General features: G+C 62.1%; 21 protein-coding genes. 11 read left to right on the top strand and 10 right to left on the bottom strand.

Annotation, left to right across the window (positions count from 1 at the left end):
• Positions 1–39 precede the first annotated feature (39 nt).
• Both GR212_RS27460 and GR212_RS27465 read right to left on the bottom strand, forming a co-directional pair.
• Positions 40–483, bottom strand: a complete 444-nt coding sequence (locus GR212_RS27460; protein WP_163991497.1) for a c-type cytochrome — start codon at positions 481–483, stop codon at positions 40–42.
• A gap of 166 nt (positions 484–649) precedes the next feature.
• Positions 650–1285 (bottom strand): LysE family translocator, encoded by a 636-nt coding sequence (locus GR212_RS27465; protein ID WP_163991499.1) that lies wholly within the window; start codon positions 1283–1285, stop codon positions 650–652.
• A gap of 128 nt (positions 1286–1413) precedes the next feature.
• On the opposite strand from GR212_RS27465, the gene GR212_RS27470 reads away from it, so the two are divergent.
• The gene (locus GR212_RS27470) at positions 1414–2115 is read left to right on the top strand and encodes a helix-turn-helix transcriptional regulator (RefSeq protein ID WP_163991501.1); all 702 of its coding nucleotides are present in this window, start codon (positions 1414–1416) and stop codon (positions 2113–2115) included.
• Between the two features lie 32 nt (positions 2116–2147).
• Here the strand turns inward: GR212_RS27470 and GR212_RS27475 are convergent, their stop codons facing one another.
• Complete coding sequence (locus tag GR212_RS27475; protein WP_163991503.1) at positions 2148–2930, bottom strand: SDR family NAD(P)-dependent oxidoreductase; 783 nt, start codon at positions 2928–2930, stop codon at positions 2148–2150.
• Positions 2931–3092: 162 nt separating this feature from the next.
• Between GR212_RS27475 and GR212_RS27480 the strand changes: the two genes are divergently transcribed.
• Positions 3093–3992, top strand: a complete 900-nt coding sequence (locus GR212_RS27480) for an AraC family transcriptional regulator (RefSeq protein ID WP_163991505.1) — start codon at positions 3093–3095, stop codon at positions 3990–3992.
• Positions 3993–3995: 3 nt separating this feature from the next.
• On the opposite strand, the gene GR212_RS27485 is transcribed toward GR212_RS27480, so the two are convergent.
• Together GR212_RS27485 and GR212_RS27490 are read right to left on the bottom strand one after the other, a co-directional pair.
• Positions 3996–4838, bottom strand: a complete 843-nt coding sequence (locus GR212_RS27485) for a metallophosphoesterase (protein ID WP_163991507.1) — start codon at positions 4836–4838, stop codon at positions 3996–3998.
• A gap of 129 nt (positions 4839–4967) precedes the next feature.
• Positions 4968–5570 (bottom strand): superoxide dismutase, encoded by a 603-nt coding sequence (locus GR212_RS27490; protein ID WP_112340320.1) that lies wholly within the window; start codon positions 5568–5570, stop codon positions 4968–4970.
• A 271-nt stretch (positions 5571–5841) separates the two neighbouring features.
• On the opposite strand from GR212_RS27490, the gene GR212_RS27495 reads away from it, so the two are divergent.
• Entirely contained in the window at positions 5842–6489 is a 648-nt protein-coding gene (locus GR212_RS27495) for an Asp/Glu racemase (RefSeq protein ID WP_163991509.1), read from the top strand.
• Between the two features lie 4 nt (positions 6490–6493).
• Here the strand turns inward: GR212_RS27495 and GR212_RS27500 are convergent, their stop codons facing one another.
• On the bottom strand, positions 6494–6838 hold the full coding sequence (locus GR212_RS27500) for a nuclear transport factor 2 family protein (protein WP_163991511.1): 345 nt from the start codon (positions 6836–6838) through the stop codon (positions 6494–6496).
• Between the two features lie 181 nt (positions 6839–7019).
• Here GR212_RS27500 and GR212_RS27505 point away from each other — a divergent pair, with 181 nt between their 5' ends.
• From GR212_RS27505 to GR212_RS27515, 3 genes are all read left to right on the top strand, one after another.
• Entirely contained in the window at positions 7020–7835 is an 816-nt protein-coding gene (locus GR212_RS27505) for a helix-turn-helix domain-containing protein (RefSeq protein WP_163991513.1), read from the top strand.
• A gap of 108 nt (positions 7836–7943) precedes the next feature.
• Complete coding sequence (locus GR212_RS27510; protein ID WP_163991515.1) at positions 7944–8630, top strand: YbhB/YbcL family Raf kinase inhibitor-like protein; 687 nt, start codon at positions 7944–7946, stop codon at positions 8628–8630.
• A complete protein-coding gene (locus GR212_RS27515; protein ID WP_163991517.1) occupies positions 8627–9859 on the top strand; it encodes an MFS transporter in 1233 nt (410 codons plus the stop codon). Before GR212_RS27510 ends, GR212_RS27515 begins: the two co-directional genes overlap by 4 nt.
• A gap of 26 nt (positions 9860–9885) precedes the next feature.
• On the opposite strand, the gene GR212_RS27520 is transcribed toward GR212_RS27515, so the two are convergent.
• Entirely contained in the window at positions 9886–10497 is a 612-nt protein-coding gene (locus tag GR212_RS27520) for a TetR/AcrR family transcriptional regulator (RefSeq protein WP_163991519.1), read from the bottom strand.
• Between the two features lie 120 nt (positions 10498–10617).
• Here GR212_RS27520 and GR212_RS27525 point away from each other — a divergent pair, with 120 nt between their 5' ends.
• Positions 10618–11301 (top strand): glutathione S-transferase N-terminal domain-containing protein, encoded by a 684-nt coding sequence (locus GR212_RS27525; RefSeq protein ID WP_163991520.1) that lies wholly within the window; start codon positions 10618–10620, stop codon positions 11299–11301.
• Between the two features lie 46 nt (positions 11302–11347).
• Here the strand turns inward: GR212_RS27525 and GR212_RS27530 are convergent, their stop codons facing one another.
• Complete coding sequence (locus GR212_RS27530) at positions 11348–12235, bottom strand: branched-chain amino acid aminotransferase (RefSeq protein ID WP_163991522.1); 888 nt, start codon at positions 12233–12235, stop codon at positions 11348–11350.
• Positions 12236–12444: 209 nt separating this feature from the next.
• Between GR212_RS27530 and GR212_RS27535 the strand changes: the two genes are divergently transcribed.
• From GR212_RS27535 to zwf, 3 genes are all read left to right on the top strand, one after another.
• On the top strand, positions 12445–13485 hold the full coding sequence (locus GR212_RS27535; protein WP_163991524.1) for a zinc-dependent alcohol dehydrogenase family protein: 1041 nt from the start codon (positions 12445–12447) through the stop codon (positions 13483–13485).
• A 159-nt stretch (positions 13486–13644) separates the two neighbouring features.
• The gene (gene tam / locus GR212_RS27540) at positions 13645–14415 is read left to right on the top strand and encodes a trans-aconitate 2-methyltransferase (RefSeq protein ID WP_163991526.1); all 771 of its coding nucleotides are present in this window, start codon (positions 13645–13647) and stop codon (positions 14413–14415) included.
• A gap of 172 nt (positions 14416–14587) precedes the next feature.
• Complete coding sequence (gene zwf, locus GR212_RS27545) at positions 14588–16108, top strand: glucose-6-phosphate dehydrogenase (protein ID WP_163991528.1); 1521 nt, start codon at positions 14588–14590, stop codon at positions 16106–16108.
• A gap of 101 nt (positions 16109–16209) precedes the next feature.
• Here zwf and GR212_RS27550 read toward each other — a convergent pair whose 3' ends face one another.
• Positions 16210–16605, bottom strand: a complete 396-nt coding sequence (locus GR212_RS27550) for a hypothetical protein (RefSeq protein ID WP_163991530.1) — start codon at positions 16603–16605, stop codon at positions 16210–16212.
• A 217-nt stretch (positions 16606–16822) separates the two neighbouring features.
• Between GR212_RS27550 and GR212_RS27555 the strand changes: the two genes are divergently transcribed.
• Positions 16823–18337 (top strand): helicase HerA-like C-terminal domain-containing protein, encoded by a 1515-nt coding sequence (locus GR212_RS27555; RefSeq protein WP_163991532.1) that lies wholly within the window; start codon positions 16823–16825, stop codon positions 18335–18337.
• Positions 18338–18391: 54 nt separating this feature from the next.
• Here GR212_RS27555 and GR212_RS27560 read toward each other — a convergent pair whose 3' ends face one another.
• The gene (locus GR212_RS27560) at positions 18392–19168 is read right to left on the bottom strand and encodes a VOC family protein (RefSeq protein ID WP_163991534.1); all 777 of its coding nucleotides are present in this window, start codon (positions 19166–19168) and stop codon (positions 18392–18394) included.
• Positions 19169–19224: the final 56 nt, after the last annotated feature.

Raw genomic sequence — 19224 nt, forward strand, 5'->3', positions numbered from 1 at the left:
GCTTTTCTGGAATTGCTCTGGACGAGGCCGACCTACCGCTTAGTCTTTCTTGATGCGGTAGGCCTGATGACAGGCGCCACAGCTGCCGCCGAGGGTCTTCAACGTCGCACCGACACCGGCATTGTCGGCCGGAAGCTGGGCGAGCGCCGTCTCGGCATCGGTGGAAAGCTTCGCGGCCTTGGCCTTGAAGTCATCGAAATTATCCCAGATCTTCGGATTGACCTCGGCATCGGTCTTGTCGCTCTGCGGATTGAACTGATCCGGGAAAGCCTTGGCGGTCTCGGCAATGGTCGTCAGCGATGCCTTGACGATGTCGGCATCATAGGGCTTGTCGCCCTTTGCAATCGCGCCGAGAGCCCCCGCGGCGCCGCCGATCTTCTTCATCAGCCCGATACGGGAGTCATGCGTGCCATCGGCCGCCACGACAGAACCCAGGGCGATGCTGGCCAGAGCCGTTGCCGCCACAATCGCTTTCCACTTCATTTCGTTCTCCTACCTCTTTCAAGTGATCAAGACCGCATGTGCGGCCGGCGCATGATTACGAGCGACATGTTTGCCGGTTTCCCTTCCGGCAATGAAGTCACAAAGTGGTGAGAACCAAGTGAAATCAGTGTCATGCTGCAGACACACTCATTCGCCGCATCAGCCCTCACGCCATTTTGAGGCCTTCCCACACCGTAAACACCGAAACCGCGATGAGCAGCAGCCCGGCCGCGCGGCCCGCGAAGGCCGTTGCACGCGGATTGGCGACCAGCAGATCGCGGCTACGTCCGGCAGTAATGGCAAGACCTCCGTAGACGGCAAACTGCGTTGCGACGGTCATGGCTCCCATGATGACGGCCTGCATCCAAACCGGGCCGTAGTCCGGCCTCAGGAACTGCGGGTACACGGCAAGGATGAAGAGATAGGCCTTGGGATTGATCAGGCAAGTGACCGCTCCCTGACGAAAGGCCTTCCAGGCGGACCGGCTGCCGGCAGGGCCGTCATGGCCGACGGTGATGGAACTGCGCATCAGCGTGAAGCCGATGAAGGCCATGTAGGCGCCGCCGGCAATCAGCAGCGGATTGAAGAGAATGGGCACGAAATGCATCAGCAGGCCGACGCCGATGGCGCCATTCAAAGAATGGACCACGCCGCCAAGCATGATGCCGCCCGTCGCGGCAAGACCGCGATTGCTGCCGCCGGTCAGGGAATTGGCGAGCACGAACAGCATGTCCATGCCCGGAACGATGATGATCCCTAAGAGAAGGAGAAAGAAAAGCCAGAGATTTTCCGCGTAGCCCATGTCAGTTGCCTATCGTCCTCTCTATTGAAACAGCAGAGGAAATGGTTGATTTTCAAGTCGATAGGCGATCTTATAAATCGAGCCAACTGACGGGGTGTTGTCAGTAGCCTTCGGCATTGGAGCAAGAAATGCGCAAGGCGTCGCGTCTGTTCGAGATCATCCAGATCCTGCGGCTGGCCAAGAGGCCGGTCACGGCGGCCGACATTGCCGGCCAGTTGGAGGTGACGGTACGCTCGGTCTATCGCGATATCGCGGCGCTCCAGGCAATGCGGGTGCCGATCGAGGGCGAGCGCGGCATCGGCTATATCCTGCGGCCCGGCTTCGATCTGCCGCCGCTGATGTTCTCGATCGAGGAAATGGAGGCGATCGTGCTGTCGCTAGCGCTGCTGGAGCGCACCGGCGACGCCGAACTGAAGCAGGCCGCTAAGCGCGTGAGCGCCAAGATCGCCGGCGCCGTGCCGCCGCCGCTGCGCCAGACCCTCGATGCGAATGCGCTGCATGCGTGGGGCTTTGCAGCACCTTCGGCCTCGGCAATCGATCTGGCCCTGGTGCGCCGCGCCATCCGCGACGAGGAAAAGCTCGATCTTGCCTATCGCGACGAATTCGGCCGCGCCACCGACCGCATCATCCGGCCGATCGCGCTGATCTATTACGCGGAGACGGCCAATATCGTCGCCTGGTGCGAGTTGCGCCAGGCGATCCGCAATTTCCGCAGCGACCGGATCGAGGATTGCCAGCCCGCCGGCCTATGGTTCAAGGGCGAAGGCGACGGTCTGCGACAGATCTGGGTGAACGGCTGGCAGACAAACACCCCAGTCGCAGCCAGCTGAGGTGCTGCACGAGGCCGGGATACGGCCGGATTTTAGAGAATCATGCCGCCCGAGACTTCGATGCGCTGGCCGTTGACCCAGCGATTGTCGTTCGACAGTAGCGAGGCGATCATCGGGCCGACATCGTCGGGCAGGCCGGCGCGGCCGAGCGCCGTCATGGACGCGACCATCCTGTTGACCTCTGGATTGTCGCGAACGATGCCGCCGCTGAAATCCGTCTGGATCGCACCCGGAGCCACCGTGTTGACGGTAATGCCGCGAGGACCGAGCTCCTTGGCGAGATAGCGCGTGAGCACTTCGACCGCCCCCTTCATCGCGGCATAGGCCGACGAGCCCGGATTGCTAAAGCGGGCGAGGCCGGAGGAAATGTTGACGATGCGGCCGCCATCATGGATGTGCGGCAGCAGCTTCTGCGTCAGGAAGTACACGCCCTTGAGGTGGATATTATAGAGCGTGTCGAACTCGGCCTCCGTCGTTTCCGCGAAGGACGCATGATAGGACGTACCGGCATTGTTGACGAGGAAATCGAAACGATCGCGGCCCCAACCCTGCTGTAACGCCTTTCCGGCTTCGGAAACGAACGCGTCGAAGGACGCAGTATCGCCGGCATCGAGCCGCAATGCCACGGCCTTCCGACCGAGAGCCTCGATCTCGGCGACAGCGCTGTCGGCTTCTGCCTTATTTGAGTTGTAGGTCAGAATGACGTCGCCTCCACGGCGGGCGAGATGAATGGCCGTGTTGCGGCCGAGACCACGGCTGCCGCCGGTGATGATCGCAATCTTTGCCTTTGATTTATCGGTATTTTCCGTTGTCATTGTCGTTCTCCAAGGGACGCCTGATGACTGAAAATTACGCCTTTGGCACCGTTTCCTTGAATGCCGGAATTCTCGAATTTCTTGCCTATTCCTCCAACCGGCTTGTTCGCGGATGCCTCCCTGCTATGATGATGGAAGAGTACCCTGCCCTGGAGACCGCCAATGTCGTCTGCCCTCAAGGATGCGATTACGCAATTCATCGACGCCGGCGACGGCGGCGACAACGGCCTATTTCCGACCGGCATCGACGGCCTGCACATCATGCGCTCGACGGAATTGAAGATGCCGCATGCAAGGGTCTACCGACCGGCGCTTTGCGTCATCGTCCAGGGTGCGAAGCAGCTGATGCTGAACGAAAAGGTGATCGACTATGCCGAAATGCAGGCCCTGATCATCAGCATCGAGCTACCGGCGTCCGGCCGGGTGATCGAGGCAAGCGAGGAGAAGCCTTACATGGCGATCTCCCTCGAATTCGATGTCGGCATGATGCGCGAAGTGATGGAACAGCTCGATACGCCGCCGAAGCCCACGGGCAGCGCCCGTCTTGGCATCTTTGTCGAGGATCTCAGCCAGCAGCTCGCCGATTGCCTCGTGCGATTGACGCGCCTGCTCGCGACACCGGGCGCCATTCCTGTGCTCTATCCGGCGATCATGCGGGAAATCTGCTTCTGGCTGCTCACCGGCCCGAATGGCGGCGAGGTCTGCAAGCTGGTCTTGCCTGATGGGCAGACCCGCCGCATTGCCGATGCCATCCGCCTGTTGCGGGACAATTTCGCGGAGCCGGTGCGGATCGAGCAGCTGGCCGCCGTAGCGCGCATGAGCCCCTCCTCCTTCCACCAGCATTTTAAGACGCTGACATCGATGACGCCGCTGCAATATCAGAAGCAGATGCGGCTGCTGGAAGCGCGCCGGCTGATGGTTGCAGGCCATGCCAATGTCGAAACCGCCGCCTACCGGGTCGGCTACGAAAGCGCCTCGCAGTTCAGCCGCGAATATGCCCGCATGTTCGGCACGCCGCCGAAAAGGGATGTTACCGAGATGCGGATGATCGCGGCCGAGTGAGGGTCAGCGCAGGGGCAACGTCCGGTCGGTCTCGCGCCCGAAGCCGGTGATCTCGAGCCGATCCGGGTAAACGGAGACGATCGCGTAGGCGGTGCTATCGATCGTATCGACCATACCCATGAAGTTGACGAAATAGGTGCCCCCGGACACCCCGAAATTGCCGGCGTGATTGTGGCCGTTGAGATAAGCGACAACGTGATCATGTTCGGCCAGAAGCGCCAGGATGCGGTCGCTGTCGAGCGCGTTGTGGGCATTGTCCGGGAAGACGGGATAGTGGCTCATGACGATGACTTTCTCGCCGGAGGCCTTCGCTTCCTCGAGCTTGACGGCTAGCCAGTCATATTGCGCGCGGCCCATCGCCGCGTTCCAGCGCTGCCCGTTCGGCGCGCCGGCGTTCTCCAGCGCCTTCATCAGCTCCCTTGCCTCCTGCCGGCGCGGGTCGCCTTCCGGCGGGGCGAAGACGCTGATCTCATTGCCGTCGAGGGCGATGAAACGATAGCCGGAAAGGCCGAAATCGTAGTAGGCCGACAGCATGCCCACACGGGCCGGCACGCTGAGGAGATGCTCAGGCGCCACGACGAAATCGTGGTTGCCGAGCAGGAAATGCTTGCGATGGCGCAGCGTCTCATAGACCGGCAAAATGGCATCGAAGCTCTTCCACTCGCGATCGATGATGTCGCCGAGCGTGACGACGAAGGCGAGGTCGCGCCGGTTGAATTCCTCTATCGCCTCGCGAAGCTTGACGAGGCTGTTCGCGGGATAGCGATTGAGGGTGAGATTAGGCTCGAGATCGGCATATTGCGGATCGGCGATGACGCCGAAGCGGAAGAGCGGTGCGGATGGCATTCAGCCTCCTTGGGCGGCCTCTTTGGGGAGGGTAAGCGGCACACGGACACATCATTGCAGGCTGGCGGATAAGAAAACACCCGACGCCAGAAAGACGCCGGGTGCGAAAGCCAGCCTATGCGGCAAACCTTACTTCGTCGCGGCTTCGTAGCGCTCCAGGACGTAGTCCCAGTTGATCAGGCTGTCGATGAAGGCTTCGAGGTACTTCGGACGCAGGTTGCGGTAGTCGATGTAGTAGGAGTGTTCCCAGACGTCGACGCCGAGGATCGGGTTCGCGCCATGAACGAGCGGGTTTTCGCCGTTCGGGGTCTTGGAGATTTCGAGCTTGCCGTTCTTGACGGAAACCCATGCCCAGCCCGAGCCGAACTGCGTTGCGCCGGCAGCGGCGAAATCGGCCTTGAACTTGTCATAGCCGCCGAGGTCGGAGGCGAAGGCTGCTTCGAGCTTGCCCGGCAGCTTGTTGCCGCCGCCGCCCTTCTTCATCCACTTCCAGAAATGGATGTGATTGTAGTGCTGGGCCGCGTTGTTGAAGAGGCCGGCATTGGTGCCGAAGGACTTCTTTACGATCTCTTCGAGCGAAAGGTCCGCAAGACCTGCTTCGGCGGCGAGCTTGTTGCCGTTGTCGACATAGGCCTTGTGGTGCTTGTCGTGGTGATATTCGAGCGTCTCACGCGACATGAAGGGCGAAAGTGCATCGTAATCATAAGGAAGTTCAGGCAATTCGAAAGCCATGGTCATATCTCCTCTTGGCAAAAAATTGCGTCGGCAGGTGAACCGGAACATAGGAGCGGTCGCCTGGAAGAGCAACCGGCGACATGCCAAAAAAGTTGCACGCGGGAGCAAAAATTGCCCTATTTTTCAATCATGTATAGCATAGACTCAGAAGTTTAGCTTCATGTATATGATGACGTCGGAAGACATGGGGCGGCGCAATGCCGAAACGTCGACAAAGCGGGCCGCCGCGGCTAGGCTCGCGGATCTCCGGCCATTTTGAGGAATGCCTGTGACGATAGCCTGCCTGCATACCGCCGAAAGCAATATCGTCGTCTACGAAGCTGCGGCGAAGGCGCTCGGGCTGCCTGTCGGCGCGCTGCGTCATCATGTCCGCGCCGATCTCCTTCTTGCCGTCGAAAAGGCAGGGCGCTTGACGGAAGAGATCGTAGCGGAAACGGCTGCTCTCCTGTGGCATCTGGCCGAGGATGCCGATGCCGTCGTGCTCAACTGCTCGACACTCGGCCCGGCAGCGGCGCAGGTCGCAGCCGGCGCAGCAGCGCCGATCGTCCGGGCGGATGCCATCCTTGCCGAGGAAGCCGTCAGGGCCGGCGGCAAGGTCATCGTCCTCTGCACGGTCGAGACGACCATCATCCCGACGACAGCGCTCTTCGAAGCTGCCGCGAAAACGACGGGCGCCGAGATCGAGGTGCGGCTGATCCCGGGCACCTGGGCGCACTTTCGGGCCGGCGATCTGCCGGCCTATCTTGCCTCCATCGCCGATGCGGTGAAGGTTGCCCACGGCGAAGGGGCCGTCACGATCGCCTTCGCGCAGGCCTCCATGACCGAGGCCGCACGCCTTCTTCCCGAAGGCGTCCAGCAGCCGCTGAGCGGCCCCGCGACTGCGCTTGCGGCCGCAATGGCGAAAATCACGGGCTGATCCGCTACAGGTTTCGCCCGAAATAGACGTTCACTTCGGCAATACGGTCGCCGGCAAAGCGGATCAACTCGACATTGCGAAAGCTGCCGCCATCCATTTTCTCGGCTCTGTAGCCGACGATCACATCGTCGCCATCGGCCACCAGATGTTCGATATGAATGTCGCGGAAGAGCCTCTCCTTCGGCCAGCAATGCTCGAAATACCGCTTCCGGTCGATATGATCGTCGCGCGGGCTGGAAAAGGTGAAATCCTGCGTCAGCATCGGATCGACGACATCGGGATGCTGGGCGACGTAAGCGGCAAAGAGACGCTTGACCGTGTCACAGCGGGCATTTTCAAGAGAGTTCATGAGGTGTCTCCTCCTTTGCCTCAGGGTGATTTTTCAGCCACCCGACTGCAAACCGATCGCAAGGTGCAATCGGTCGATAATATGCGACGAGGCGAACCTCCAAAGCGCTTTGCTGACTTGGCATCGTCACGCCTATCGTTCAAACTCCAGAATACCCCCATATCAGCAGGAAGCCATCGCAGTGTCCGAGGCGCATCATCACATCCTGGAAAAATTGCGCCGCCTGGCGGCAAAGGACAATCGTCCTACGGCAGCACCGAGCGGCATCGGCAGCTATTCGACGCTTTTCACCTTCGTCACCCGCGAACGCGAGCGCATCGCCGGCTCGGCCTTTTCGCAGGTTTCGATCGTCGCCGTGCTTGAGGGCTCCAAGGAAATCGTCAGTATGGGGCGGCAGCGGCATTTTACGGCCGGCACGGTGATCGTATTGCCGGCAGGCTGGAGCGGCGATGTCGTCAACGATCCAGACCCGCAAACCGGCGTCTACCGGGCGATCTTCATTACTTTCCCCGAGGAATTGACGCGGCGGGCCGCAAAAGCCTTTCCGCCCGCTCACATCGCCGCCCAGGCCGAACTGTCGCTGGATCCGCTGCTGGCCGCTGCGATCGACCATGCGGGCGAAGGCATTGCCGCCGGCAACCTGCCTGTTCCCCTGATCGAGCACAGGCTCCTCGAAATACTCATGATCCTCGGTATGCGCGGCGTCCTTCCCGGCTCGCCGGAAACGACCGCCGAGGCGGTGCGCGCGTTGGTACGCTGGCAGCCGGATCGTCCGTGGACGGCCGATCTCATCGCCGCCGAGCTCGGCACGAGCAACGCGACGCTGCGCCGGCGTCTGTCGCGCGAAGGCTCGTCGCTGCGGGACGTGCTGGCGAGCGAGCGCGTGGCGCTGGCGACGACCCTTCTCGCCGAGGACGGTCTGTCGCTGCGTGAAGCGGCCCTTGCCACCGGCTATCGCTCCCCACGCCGCTTCGCCGATCGACTTCGTAGCGCGTGAGCGTTTTAGGCTGAATTTTGAGCGTTTGCGTACGCCGACGCTCGACATGAATTTGTTAGATCCTGCCCTCGAAGGCTCACAGGAGCCGCAACATGAAAGGGCAACATCATGAAAACCATGCTCAAAGTTCTGAATGCCGCCATCATTGCCGCAGCCGTCGCCACGCCTGCCCTGTCGGCCGATCTCAAGGTGACGTTTGCAAAGAGCAACGGCCGGATGCTGCTGCCCGAAAACGCTTCCTGCATTTCGACGGCAGCGGACAAGTCCGCGCCCGGCCCCAACAAGAGCCTGGCCGTGTCATGGTCGAAGGGACCCAAGGGAACGCGCTCCTATGCGCTTGCAATGGTCGATCCCGACGTTCCCGCGGATTTCTCGCTGTTCAACAAGGCCGACAAGCCGATCCCGAAGAATTTCAAGCGAATGGAATTCGTCCATTGGGTGCTCGCCGACATCCCGGCCTCTCGCACCAGCCTTGCCGAAGGCACGGACGGGAACGGCCCCTCGGCCGGAGGCCTGCCGCTGGAGCGCACCGCCTACGGACGGCGCGGCCAGAATGGCGCCGGCGGCGGCAACTTGAAGGATGGGCCGCATGGCGGTTATATGGGCGCATGCCCGCCCTGGAATGACGAGCGCATCCACAGCTACCACGTCACCGTCTATGCGCTCGACGTCGATCGATTGAGCCTTCCCGACCTGTTCACCCGTGCCGACCTTCTCGCTGCCGCGAAGGGTCACATCCTGGCATCGGGCAGCCGGGAACTGTTTTACACATTGAACGCAAAGGCCGAGAAATGACCGAGACGAGATGGGATGCAGCCGCACCGGCCGAGCCGGAAACCGCCCATTGGATGCGGAACCTGATTATCTGCCTCGTCGGTTCGTTCACGACGATCGTGGCAATGACGCTGCTGCTTCCCTTCCTGCCGCTCTATGTCGAGGAACTCGGCGTCAGCGACAAGGCGGCAATCGTGCAATGGTCCGGGATCGCCTATGGCGCCACCTTCTTTGCGGCCGCCTTCGTCGCGCCGCTCTGGGGCCGGCTTGGCGATATCTACGGCCGCAAGCTGATGCTGGTTCGCGCCAGCCTCGGCATGACGATCGCCATCTCGCTGATGGGCATGGCCGGCAATGTCTGGCAGCTGGTGGGGCTGCGCCTGTTCACCGGCCTTGCCGGCGGCTATGCCTCGGGTTCGATGGTGCTGGTTGCGGCGCAGACGCCGAAGTATCGCTCGGCCTGGGCGCTGGGCACGCTGTCCGCCGGCATCATGGCAGGCAATCTCGTGGGGCCGCTGATCGGCGGCGCGCTGCCGCCGATAATCGGCATCCGCGGCACGTTCCTGCTGGCCGGCGGCGTGATCTTCTTCACCTTCCTGGCGACGACATTCCTCATCAAGGAGGAGAAATCCACGGCGCGCAAGAAGGCCGCCAAGGCAAGCGGCAGCTGGGCCTCCATTCCCGACAAGCGCCCCGTCATCGCCATGCTGTCGCTCGGCCTGTTGCTGATGCTGGCCAATATGTCGATCGAGCCGATCATAACCGTCTATGTGGCGCAGTTCGTCACCGGCGCGCAGGTGACGATGGTCTCCGGCGTCGTCATGGCCGCCGCGGCGCTGGGCAGCATCCTGTCGGCCTCGTGGCTCGGCAAGCTCGCCGACCGCATCGGCCACTGGAGCGTCATCATGGCGGCACTGGCAGCCGCTGCGGTGCTGCTCATCCCGCAGGCTTTCGTGACCTCGGCCTGGCAATTGATCGCGCTACGCTTCCTGATGGGCGTGGCGCTCGGCGGTCTTTTGCCGTGCATCACCGCCGTTATCCGACACAACGTTCCCGATGCGGCGACCGGCAGTATCCTCGGCCTTTCCATCTCGTCGCAATATGTCGGTCAGGTGGTCGGTCCCGTCGTGGGCGGTTTCGTCGGCGGCCATATCGGCATGCGTGCGGTGTTCCTCGGAACCTGCGTGCTGCTGGCGATCGGCGCCGTCTATTGCTGGTGGGTCAGCCCGAAAAAGGAAGCAGCCCTCTAGGGCCGCGACCGTCATCGTGCTCGGCGTTACCGCAGAGGGCAGATGATATCGACACCGGAACGCGCGATCGCTTCCAGCGTTTCGCGCGTATCGCCTGCGCGCGCCCGCACGGCAAGCGAATGCATGACAGCGGAAGCAAGCCTTGCAAGGGTCGCCGGATCGGCATCGGCCGGAAGTTCGCCACGCGCCTTCGCCAGCTCCATGCGCTCGCTGATCGCGCCGTCAAATTCATTCAGGCTGCGGCCGAGCACTTCCCGCACCCGGGCGTGCTGAATGGCCTCTGCCGTCGCGGTGCTGATCAGAAAGCAGCCCCGCGCAGCGGTCGCGCCGTGCAGATATATCTGCAAAGCCCTGTCATAGATGCGTGCCAGGTTTTCGCGTAGAGGCAAAGCGGGATCCAGCGCTTCCGCCAGCACGTCGAGACTCTCCTCGCGATAGCCTTCCAGCGCATCCAGATAGAGTTCTTCCTTGTCGCCGAACGCGCCGTAGAGGCTCGGCCGGTTCAGCTTCGTCGCGGCACTCAGATTATCCAGCGAGGCCGCGGAAAATCCCTTATCCCAAAAAACCTCCCGCGCCTGCCCGATGACAGCCTTGGCATCGAAGGTCCGCGGGCGGCCCTGCTTTTTCTCGCTCTTCATATTTTTGTACCGTTTCGCATTAAAATCTTGACCGAGGAAATTTTATGCGAAATGGTACAAATATTCAACGCGTGATCGCGCGATGTTTCGTATTCGCGCCCATACAAGGAGGAATATCCGATGAAACTCTATATGCACGCCGCCGCATGCTCCCTGTCGCCGCACATCGTCAGTCGGGAACTGGGGCTGGATATCGAGCTGGTCGAGGTCGACCGGAAAACGCATCGGACGAGTTCGGGCGAGGATTATCTTGCCATCAACGGTAATGGCTATGTGCCCGCACTGATGCTGGATGACGGCAAGGTGCTGACCGAAGGCCCTGCCATCGTGCAGTTCCTCGCGGAATGCTCTCCGGAAGGCGCGCGCGTGCTGCCGAAGGCTGGAACCTATGCCCGAAGCCAGGTTCAATCCTATCTGAATTTCATCACCGCCGAACTTCACAAGCCGATGGCGATGTTGTTCAACCCGGCCTATGAAGGCGCCCACGCCAGCCTCTACGAGCTGGTGTCGAAACGGCTGGACTGGCTCAATGGCCAATTTACCGGCCCCTATCTGACCGGCGACGACTTCACCATCGCGGATGCCTATCTTTTCGTCTGCCTGAACTGGTCGCCCTGGATCAAGATCGACCTCACCAGAAGGCCGGCATTGCAGGAGTTCATGGCTCACGTCGGCGCAAGACCAAACGTCCGCCGGGCGCTGCAGGCCGAAGATCTCGAAGCTTTCGAGACCGACGGCATCTTCTTTGCGCCGCGGTCCTATCTCGCATCGGCGGGCCGTTCCGGAACACCCGTGCGGCCGTAAACGGCCGCACTCTCACGGCGCGGCGCCCTCTCTTGCGAGACAGGGCCTATTCTTCGCTGGCGCTGCGCCCGTGGGCCCAATTCATGTAAAGCTCCAGCGCCTTGCGGGCGACCGGCCCTTCCTGGAACTCACGATCGTCGAGGCGGTTGACGCTGACGACCTTGGAGTAGTTGCCGGTCGTGAAGATCTCGTCGGCGGCCATGAACTGCTCGACCGACAGGGTCTCCTCGCGAACGTCGAACCCTTCCTGCCGCAGCAGGCCGATGACGCGGGCGCGCGTGATGCCGGCAAGGAAGGTGCGGTTGGCGATCGGCGTATAAACGATGCCGTCCTTGACCATGAAGACGTTGGAGGATGCCGTCTCCACGACATTGCCGTTCAGGTCGCGCACGAGCGCATTGTTGAAGCCGCGGTTTCTGGCCTCCAGGATCATGCGGCCGCTGTTCGGATAGAGCGAGCCGGCCTTGGCGTCGGTCGTTGCCGTTTCCGGCGACGGGCGGCGGAAGGGCGAGACGGTGAGCGTGACGCCGCCGGTGCCGCCGAGGGGGGCTTCGAACAGGCAAAGCGCAAAGCGCGTCGATTCCGCGTCGACGGCGACGACACTGCCCGGCGAACCATGCTCGCCCCAGTACATCGGCTTGATGTAGATCGGCGTCTTGCCGTCGAACTTCTTGATACCTTCCCAGGCGAGCGCCTCGATCTCCTCCGAGGTCTTGACTGGCTTCAGCCCCATGGCGACGGCCGAGCGATTGATGCGCTGGCAATGCAGATCGAGATCGGGCGCGATGCCATCGAACCAGCGGGCGCCGTCGAACACGGTCGAGCCGAGCCACATGGCGTGCGAGGTCGGCCCGATCAGCGGCGGATTGCCGGAAAGCCATTCTCCTTCGACATAGGTCCAGGTGGTGGTGCGGGGCGACGTATCGACTGCCATGGTAGTTTCCTCTTTATATGTGGCGAAGAGCAAATAACCGCGCAATCCTGGGGTCAAGCAGAAACTGCGCGGCAAAATCCATTTGCAACAAAGCGCCCGATACCGCATTCATAGCGCAATTTTCATGCGCCGAAACAACAGCTTGACGAATAGGTCCATCAGGAAAAATGATGGGCCGGACAGACCGTCAAGAAATAGCGAGAACTCCCATGAAAGCCATGTATTACGAGTCCTTCGAGGCAACGCCCGAGATACGCACCCTGCCCGATCCCACACCGGGCGAGGACGGCGTCGTCATCGCCGTCGGCGCGACCGGGCTTTGCCGCAGCGATTGGCACGGCTGGATGGGGCACGATCCCGATATCCAGCTGCCGCATGTGCCGGGCCATGAGCTTGCCGGCAAGGTCGTCGCGACCGGGCGTGGCGTCGTGCGCTTCAAGGTCGGCGATCGCGTCACCGTTCCCTTCGTGTCCGGCTGCGGCCATTGCGCCGAATGCCATTCCGGCAACCAGCAGGTCTGCCCCAGCCAGTTCCAGCCCGGCTTCACCCATTGGGGCTCCTTTGCCGAGTATGTCGCCATCGACTATGCCGACACGAACCTCGTTCACCTGCCCGAAACGATCGACGATGCGACGGCGGCGAGCCTCGGCTGCCGGTTCGCAACCTCCTTCCGCGCCGTTGCCGACCAGGCGAAGACGCGGCCCGGCGAATGGATCGCGGTGCACGGATGCGGCGGCGTCGGGCTGTCGGCGATCATGATCGCCAGCGCGCTCGGCGCGAACGCCATCGCCATCGACATTTCCGACGAGAAGCTGGCCTTCGCCCGCGAATGCGGCGCGGTGGCGACGATCAATGCGGGCAGCGTTTCCGACGTGGCGGAGGCGGTGCGCGAGATCACCAAGGGCGGTGCCCACGTCTCGATCGATGCGCTCGGTCACCCCGCAACCTGCTTCAACTCCATCAAGAACCTGCGCCGGCGCGGCCGGCATGTGCAGGTCGGCCTCATGCTCGGCGAGTACGCGACACCGCAGATTCCCATGGCGCAGGTCATCGGCCATGAACTGGAAATCTACGGCAGCCACGGCATGCAGGCCTGGCGCTACGATGCCATGCTCGACATGCTGGCCGCCGGCAAGATCGCGCCGCAAAAGCTCATCGGCCGCAAGATAAGCCTGGAAGAAGCCGTCCCGGCGCTTATGTCTCTGGATAAGGCCGAGGGTACGGGAATCAGCGTCATTACACGGTTCTGATATATCCAGGTGCTAGAGCAACTCCAGGAAAAGTGCTTAGCGGCTTTCCGTCCGGAAGTACGTGAAAACAAAAGGATAGAGCGTTTTCGCGATTCGAGGAAAAGCGGAAAGGCCCTATGCGCAGCGAAGACAACGGCAATCTAGGAAGAGGATACGCTCATGGCATGGTCTGCCAGCCAATATGTAAAATTCGAGGATGAACGCACGCGGCCTGCGCGCGACCTGCTGGCGCAGGTGCCGCTGGAGCGCCTCGAGCGCGCGATCGACCTCGGTTGCGGCCCCGGCAATTCGACCGAGCTGATCGTCGAGCGATACGGCGCCGCCAACGTCTCGGGCCTCGACAGCGACGACAACATGCTGGAAGCGGCGCGCAAGCGCATGCCCGGCACCAGTTTCCTCAAGGCCGATCTTGCCACATGGCGACCGGAAGAGCCGGTGGACCTGCTCTTTGCCAACGCCGTGTTTCAGTGGCTGCCGAACCATCTCGATATCCTCGACCATCTGATGGACAGGCTGAAACCCGGCGGCGTGCTCGCCGTGCAGATGCCCGACAATCTGACCGAGCCCAGCCATCTGATGATGGAGGAAACCGGCAAAAGCGGCCCGTGGAGCGATGCCTTTGCGAAAAAGAGCGTGCGACGCAATCCGCTGCCCGCCCCCTCGGTCTATTACAACAGGCTGATCGGCAAATCGGCCCGCGTCGATATCTGGCACACCAACTACAATCATGCGCTGGAGAATGCCGCAGCCATCGTCGAATGGGTGAAGGGCACGGGCCTGCGCCCCTATCTGGACCATGCCGGCGCCGAGCATCGCGATGCTTTCACCGCCGAATATCTGATGCATATCGAGAAAGCCTATCCGCCGCTTGTCGACGGCAAGGTGCTGCTGCGCTTCCCGCGGCTCTTCCTGGTCGCGGTAAAGAAATAGCCCGTTTGCCAATCCCGAAACCTCGGCCGACGGCGGCGCGTCGATCCCATCGACAACCGGCGTCGGCCCGCGCTAGAACACCCTCAGCCAAAGCTGAAACAGCAATAGCTCCGAGGAGATAGTCGATGTCGTCCACAAGCCCCCTTAATGGCCGCCACAAGGAGACGCGTTCATGACCACCCCCGACGTCGCACCGGCCCCGCCGCTGACTTTCGTGATCTTCGGCGCCGCCGGCGATCTCACCCGGCGGCTGCTCGTCCCGACACTCATCAACATGACCCGCAGCGGGCTGGTGGGAAGCGATCTGCATATCCTCGGCGTCGGCATCGAAACTGGCGGCGTCGAGATGCTGCTGGAGCGTCTGGAAGCCTTTCTCAAGACCTCCGGCGACATGGACGATCCGGAACGGCAGGCGGCATGGCAGAGCCTGCGCACGCGCATCAACTATATCTCCGGCGATTTCACCCAGAACGGCGTCTACAAGGAGATTTCGGATTATCTCGGCCATGCGCCGAGTGCCAATGCGGCCTTCTATTTCGCGGTGCCGCCGCAATTCTTTGGCGACATAGCCGAGAAGCTCTCCGAAAACGGCTTGATGAACGAGGCCACCGGCGCCTTCCGCCGCATCGCGATCGAAAAGCCGTTCGGCAATGACCTCGCCTCGGCACAGGCATTGAACGCGCGGCTGCTGAACCACGTATCGGAAAGCCAGATCTATCGCATCGATCATTTCCTCGGCAAGGAAACCGTCCAGAACATCATGACGACGCGCTTCGCCAACATGATGATCGAGGCGCTGTGGAACAACAACTATATCGACCATGTCCAGATCACGGCGGCCGAGCTGGTCGATGTCGGCATGCGCGGCAAGTTCTATGATGCCACCGGCGCCTTGCGCGACATGGTGCCGAACCATCTCTTCCAGCTGCTGGCGATGGTGGCGATGGAGCCGCCGAACAGCTTCGACGCGGAATCGATCCGCAACGAGAAGGGCAAGGTGCTGAAGGCCCTGCGGCTGTATTCGCCCGAGGAAGCGGCCAAGAACGCCGTGCGCGGCGCCTATACCGCCGGCCCGCTCGCCGGCCACGATCTGCCCGCCTATACGCAGACGGCCGATGTCGCGCCCGACAGCAACACCGAAACCTTCGTGGCGCTGAAGCTCTTCGTCGATACCTGGCGCTGGGCGGGCGTGCCCTTCTACCTGCGCACCGGCAAGGCGCTGAAGGCACGCGATACGGAAGTGGTCATCACCTTCCGGCAGGTGCCGTTCGCGCAGTTCCCGCGCCACGGCTCGCGCCCCGAGCTGCCGCCGAACAGGCTCATCATCCAGGTTCAGCCCGACGAAGGCCTGGACATGGAAATCTCTATCAAGTCGCCGGGACTGGTGCTGAAAACCGCGCCAGTTTCGCTCGACTTCCGCTATGCCGACAGGTTCGACATCGGCAGGCAGACCGGTTACGAAAGCCTGTTCTACGAACTCTTCGTCGGCGACCAGACGCTGTTCCAGCGTGCCGACGGTATCGAAGCCGGCTGGGCCGCCGTGCAGCCTTTCCTCGATCTCTGGGCCAAAGGCGGCAAGCCCGATCCCTATGCGCCCGGCAGCACCGGCCCGGCCAGCGCCGACAAACTCATCGAACGCGACGGCCGCAAATGGCACCAGATCAATGGGAAACAGGGCAGCAAAAGAGTTTGAGCAAAAAGAGGCTGGCGATGATTGTCGCCGGCTACCTGTTCATGACAAAAAGCCCCGCGGTATAGCCGCGGGGCTTTTTGGTGTCGGAGAGAAAATGCCGATCAGAGAAACTGGTGCAGGCCCGGGACGGAGTTGACGACCTGGTCTACCACCTCGTCGCCGGCGTGCTGGCGGGCGGTTGAGATCGTTTCCTTGGCGAGCGAGGTGATCTCGCCCATGCTGAGGCCGCTGCTCATCAGCTGCTGGCCGAGCGCCATGAGGCCACCGCCGCCGCCAACGGCACTGAGCAAGCCGCCGAGCAGACCGCCACCGCCGGCGTCCTGGCCGCCATACTGCGCGACGAGATCGGAAGCGCCAGGGATCGATTCGATCATCTTGGTAACAGGGCCATCCGGAGCCTCGCGCTGCAGGAAGGCGAGGATCATGCCGACGGCCTTCTCTGCGAGATCAGGAGCGATGCCGGCTTTGGTTGCGATCTGATCAATAACTTCGTTCACTGTGGCCTCCTGCCTTTACGACGTTAACGTCAACGTAACTGAATGGGGCAACCGACACAAGCCGCGCCGGACCCCATTATACTACCAGAAGCGGAACGGCGATGCGAATGGTTGTCCCTCTTCATGCGAGTTCTTATAACAGTGTCAGGACAAATCGATGAATGGCCCTGGCAGCCCGAAAAGGCTGCTGTGCCGCCGCCCAAAGGGAGACGACACCATGCCGCAGCAGGATGGACAGATTTTCGTCGGCGCCAGCCGCAAGCCGGACGAAAGCATCAACAAGGACGAGTTCCTGACACTGAAATTCGGCAACCGCCACGGCCTTGTGACCGGCGCCACCGGCACCGGCAAGACCGTGACGCTGCAGGTGCTGGCGGAAGGCTTTTCAAAGGCCGGCGTGCCGGTATTCTGCGCCGACATCAAGGGCGATCTCTCCGGCATCGCCGTCAAGGGCGAGGCCAAGGATTTCCTGCTCAAGCGGGCCGAAGAGATTGGCCTGTCGCCCTACGAGTTCGATCAGTTCCCGGTCATCTTCTGGGATCTTTACGGCGAGAAAGGCCATCGCGTCCGCACGACCATCGCCGAAATGGGGCCGCTGCTGCTCGCGCGGCTGATGGATGCCTCCGAAGCACAGGAAGGCGTGCTCAACATCGCCTTCAAGATCGCCGATAAAAACGGCCTAGCGCTGCTCGACCTCAAGGACCTGCAGGCGCTGCTGAACTACATGGGCGACAATGCCAGCGAACTTTCCAGCCGCTTCGGCCTGATCTCGAAATCCTCCGTCGGCTCGATCCAGCGCGCATTGCTCGTTCTGGAGCAGCAGGGTGCGGAGAACTTCTTCGGCGAGCCGGCGCTGAAAATCTCCGACATCATGCGCGTCAGCAATGACGGCTACGGCCAGGTCTCGGTGCTGGCCGCCGACAAGCTGATGATGAACCCGCGCCTCTACGCCACCTTCCTGCTGTGGCTGCTCTCCGAACTGTTCGAGGAGCTGCCCGAAGTCGGCGATCCGGAGAAGCCGAAGCTGGTCTTCTTCTTCGACGAGGCGCACCTGCTCTTCAACGATGCGCCGAAGGTGTTGATCGAGCGTGTCGAGCAGGTGGTGCGCCTCATCCGCTCCAAGGGCATCGGTGTCTATTTCGTCACCCAGAACCCGCTCGACGTGCCGGAAACGGTGCTGGCGCAGCTCGGCAACCGCGTACAGCATGCATTGCGCGCCTATACGCCGCGCGAGCAGAAAGCCGTTCAGACGGCCGCCTCGACCTTCCGGCCCAACCCCGCCTTCGATTGCGCTGAGGTCATTACCACGCTTGGCACGGGCGAGGCGCTGGTGTCGATGCTGGAAGGCAAGGGTGTGCCGTCGGTGGTGGAGCGCACGCTGATCCGCCCGCCATCCGGCCGCATCGGCCCGGTCAGCGATGCCGAGCGCCAGGCCATCATCCATGCAAGCCCGGTCGCCGGCGTCTACGACCAGACGGTCGATCGCGAATCCGCCTATGAAATCCTGACCGAGCGTGCGCGCAAGGCGGCCGCGCCGCAGAATGAGAGCGCAGGCGATGGCTGGACGTTGCCAGGCTTCGGCGGCGACAGCGGCAAGCCGGCAAGCCGCGGCCGTTCCGGCTATCAGCGCGAGACGATCCTGGAAGCAACGATGAAAAGCATGGCGCGCACGGTCGCGACGCAGGTCGGGCGGGCCTTGGTGCGGGGCATTCTCGGCAGCTTGAAGCGGTAGAGCATCATCTCCCCTCGAGGGGAGGTGTTCATTGCCTCAAGGGGAGGATTGGCTTCAGCGCACCGGCGCGACGAGCGAGAAGAACGCTCCTTGCGGATCGGTGGCCTGGACGATCCAGCTGCCGCCGGGAACCTCCATCGGACCGTTGACGATGCTGCCGCCGCCTTCGGTGATGCGGGTGATGGCGGCATCGATCGCCGGAACGTTGATGTAGAAATTCCACGCCGGCACCGGCATTTCCGCCGGCTTGGTCATGATGCCGCCGAAGTCCCGATCGCCGATCTTGAAGATCTTGTACTTGCCCATCGGCCCCATGTCGAAATCGGAGCTCAACTCCCAGCCGAACATCTCGCTGTAGAAATCGAAGGCCCTCGGGCCATCGCCGGCATAGAGCTCATGCCAGCCGAAATAGCCCGGAGTAGCCGGCGCCGCCGGCGCCCAATCCTGGCCCGGTAGCGGCGTGAAGACGCAGAAGGCGGCGCCGTAAGGATCGGAAACGACGGCGAACCTGCCGACACCCGGAATATCCGTCGGCTCACGATAGATCTTGCCGCCCTTGGCCAGGATGGTGTTCGCCGCCTCGTCGACATTGGGAACGCCGATATAGCCGGTCCAGCAGGGCGGCGTGCCCATGGCCTTTGCCTCTTCCGGCAAGATCATCAAGCCGGCGACGGGGCCCGCACCGGCGCTGAAAAGCGTATAGTCCATGCCGACCTCCGGCATGCCGGCATCCGCCGCATCCCAACCGACGACCTTGCTATAGAAAGCTTCGGCCGCTTTCATGTCGGTGGTCATCAGCTCGTACCAGACGAAATATCCCTTCTCAGCCATGACATCTCTCTCCCTATTGTGATTGTTGCAGTCATCCGTCTCGTCCCGAACCCGAT

The sequence above is a fragment of the Martinezella lusitana genome (assembly GCF_010668395.1).
Classification (GTDB): Bacteria; Pseudomonadota; Alphaproteobacteria; order Rhizobiales; family Rhizobiaceae; genus Rhizobium; species Rhizobium lusitanum_A.

Bases quoted from the DNA above. Each gene is read 5' to 3' on its own strand.
- GR212_RS27460 (WP_163991497.1), bottom strand. From the start codon at position 483: ATGAAGTGGAAAGCGATTGTGGCGGCAACGGCTCTGGCCAGCATCGCC.
- GR212_RS27465 (WP_163991499.1), bottom strand. From the start codon at position 1,285: ATGGGCTACGCGGAAAATCTCTGGCTTTTCTTTCTCCTTCTCTTAGGG.
- GR212_RS27470 (WP_163991501.1), top strand. From the start codon at position 1,414: ATGCGCAAGGCGTCGCGTCTGTTCGAGATCATCCAGATCCTGCGGCTG.
- GR212_RS27475 (WP_163991503.1), bottom strand. From the start codon at position 2,930: ATGACAACGGAAAATACCGATAAATCAAAGGCAAAGATTGCGATCATC.
- GR212_RS27480 (WP_163991505.1), top strand. From the start codon at position 3,093: ATGTCGTCTGCCCTCAAGGATGCGATTACGCAATTCATCGACGCCGGC.
- GR212_RS27485 (WP_163991507.1), bottom strand. From the start codon at position 4,838: ATGCCATCCGCACCGCTCTTCCGCTTCGGCGTCATCGCCGATCCGCAA.
- GR212_RS27490 (WP_112340320.1), bottom strand. From the start codon at position 5,570: ATGGCTTTCGAATTGCCTGAACTTCCTTATGATTACGATGCACTTTCG.
- GR212_RS27500 (WP_163991511.1), bottom strand. From the start codon at position 6,838: ATGAACTCTCTTGAAAATGCCCGCTGTGACACGGTCAAGCGTCTCTTT.
- GR212_RS27510 (WP_163991515.1), top strand. From the start codon at position 7,944: ATGAAAACCATGCTCAAAGTTCTGAATGCCGCCATCATTGCCGCAGCC.
- GR212_RS27515 (WP_163991517.1), top strand. From the start codon at position 8,627: ATGACCGAGACGAGATGGGATGCAGCCGCACCGGCCGAGCCGGAAACC.
- GR212_RS27520 (WP_163991519.1), bottom strand. From the start codon at position 10,497: ATGAAGAGCGAGAAAAAGCAGGGCCGCCCGCGGACCTTCGATGCCAAG.
- GR212_RS27525 (WP_163991520.1), top strand. From the start codon at position 10,618: ATGAAACTCTATATGCACGCCGCCGCATGCTCCCTGTCGCCGCACATC.
- GR212_RS27530 (WP_163991522.1), bottom strand. From the start codon at position 12,235: ATGGCAGTCGATACGTCGCCCCGCACCACCACCTGGACCTATGTCGAA.
- GR212_RS27535 (WP_163991524.1), top strand. From the start codon at position 12,445: ATGAAAGCCATGTATTACGAGTCCTTCGAGGCAACGCCCGAGATACGC.
- tam (WP_163991526.1), top strand. From the start codon at position 13,645: ATGGCATGGTCTGCCAGCCAATATGTAAAATTCGAGGATGAACGCACG.
- zwf (WP_163991528.1), top strand. From the start codon at position 14,588: ATGACCACCCCCGACGTCGCACCGGCCCCGCCGCTGACTTTCGTGATC.
- GR212_RS27555 (WP_163991532.1), top strand. From the start codon at position 16,823: ATGCCGCAGCAGGATGGACAGATTTTCGTCGGCGCCAGCCGCAAGCCG.
- GR212_RS27560 (WP_163991534.1), bottom strand. From the start codon at position 19,168: ATGGCTGAGAAGGGATATTTCGTCTGGTACGAGCTGATGACCACCGAC.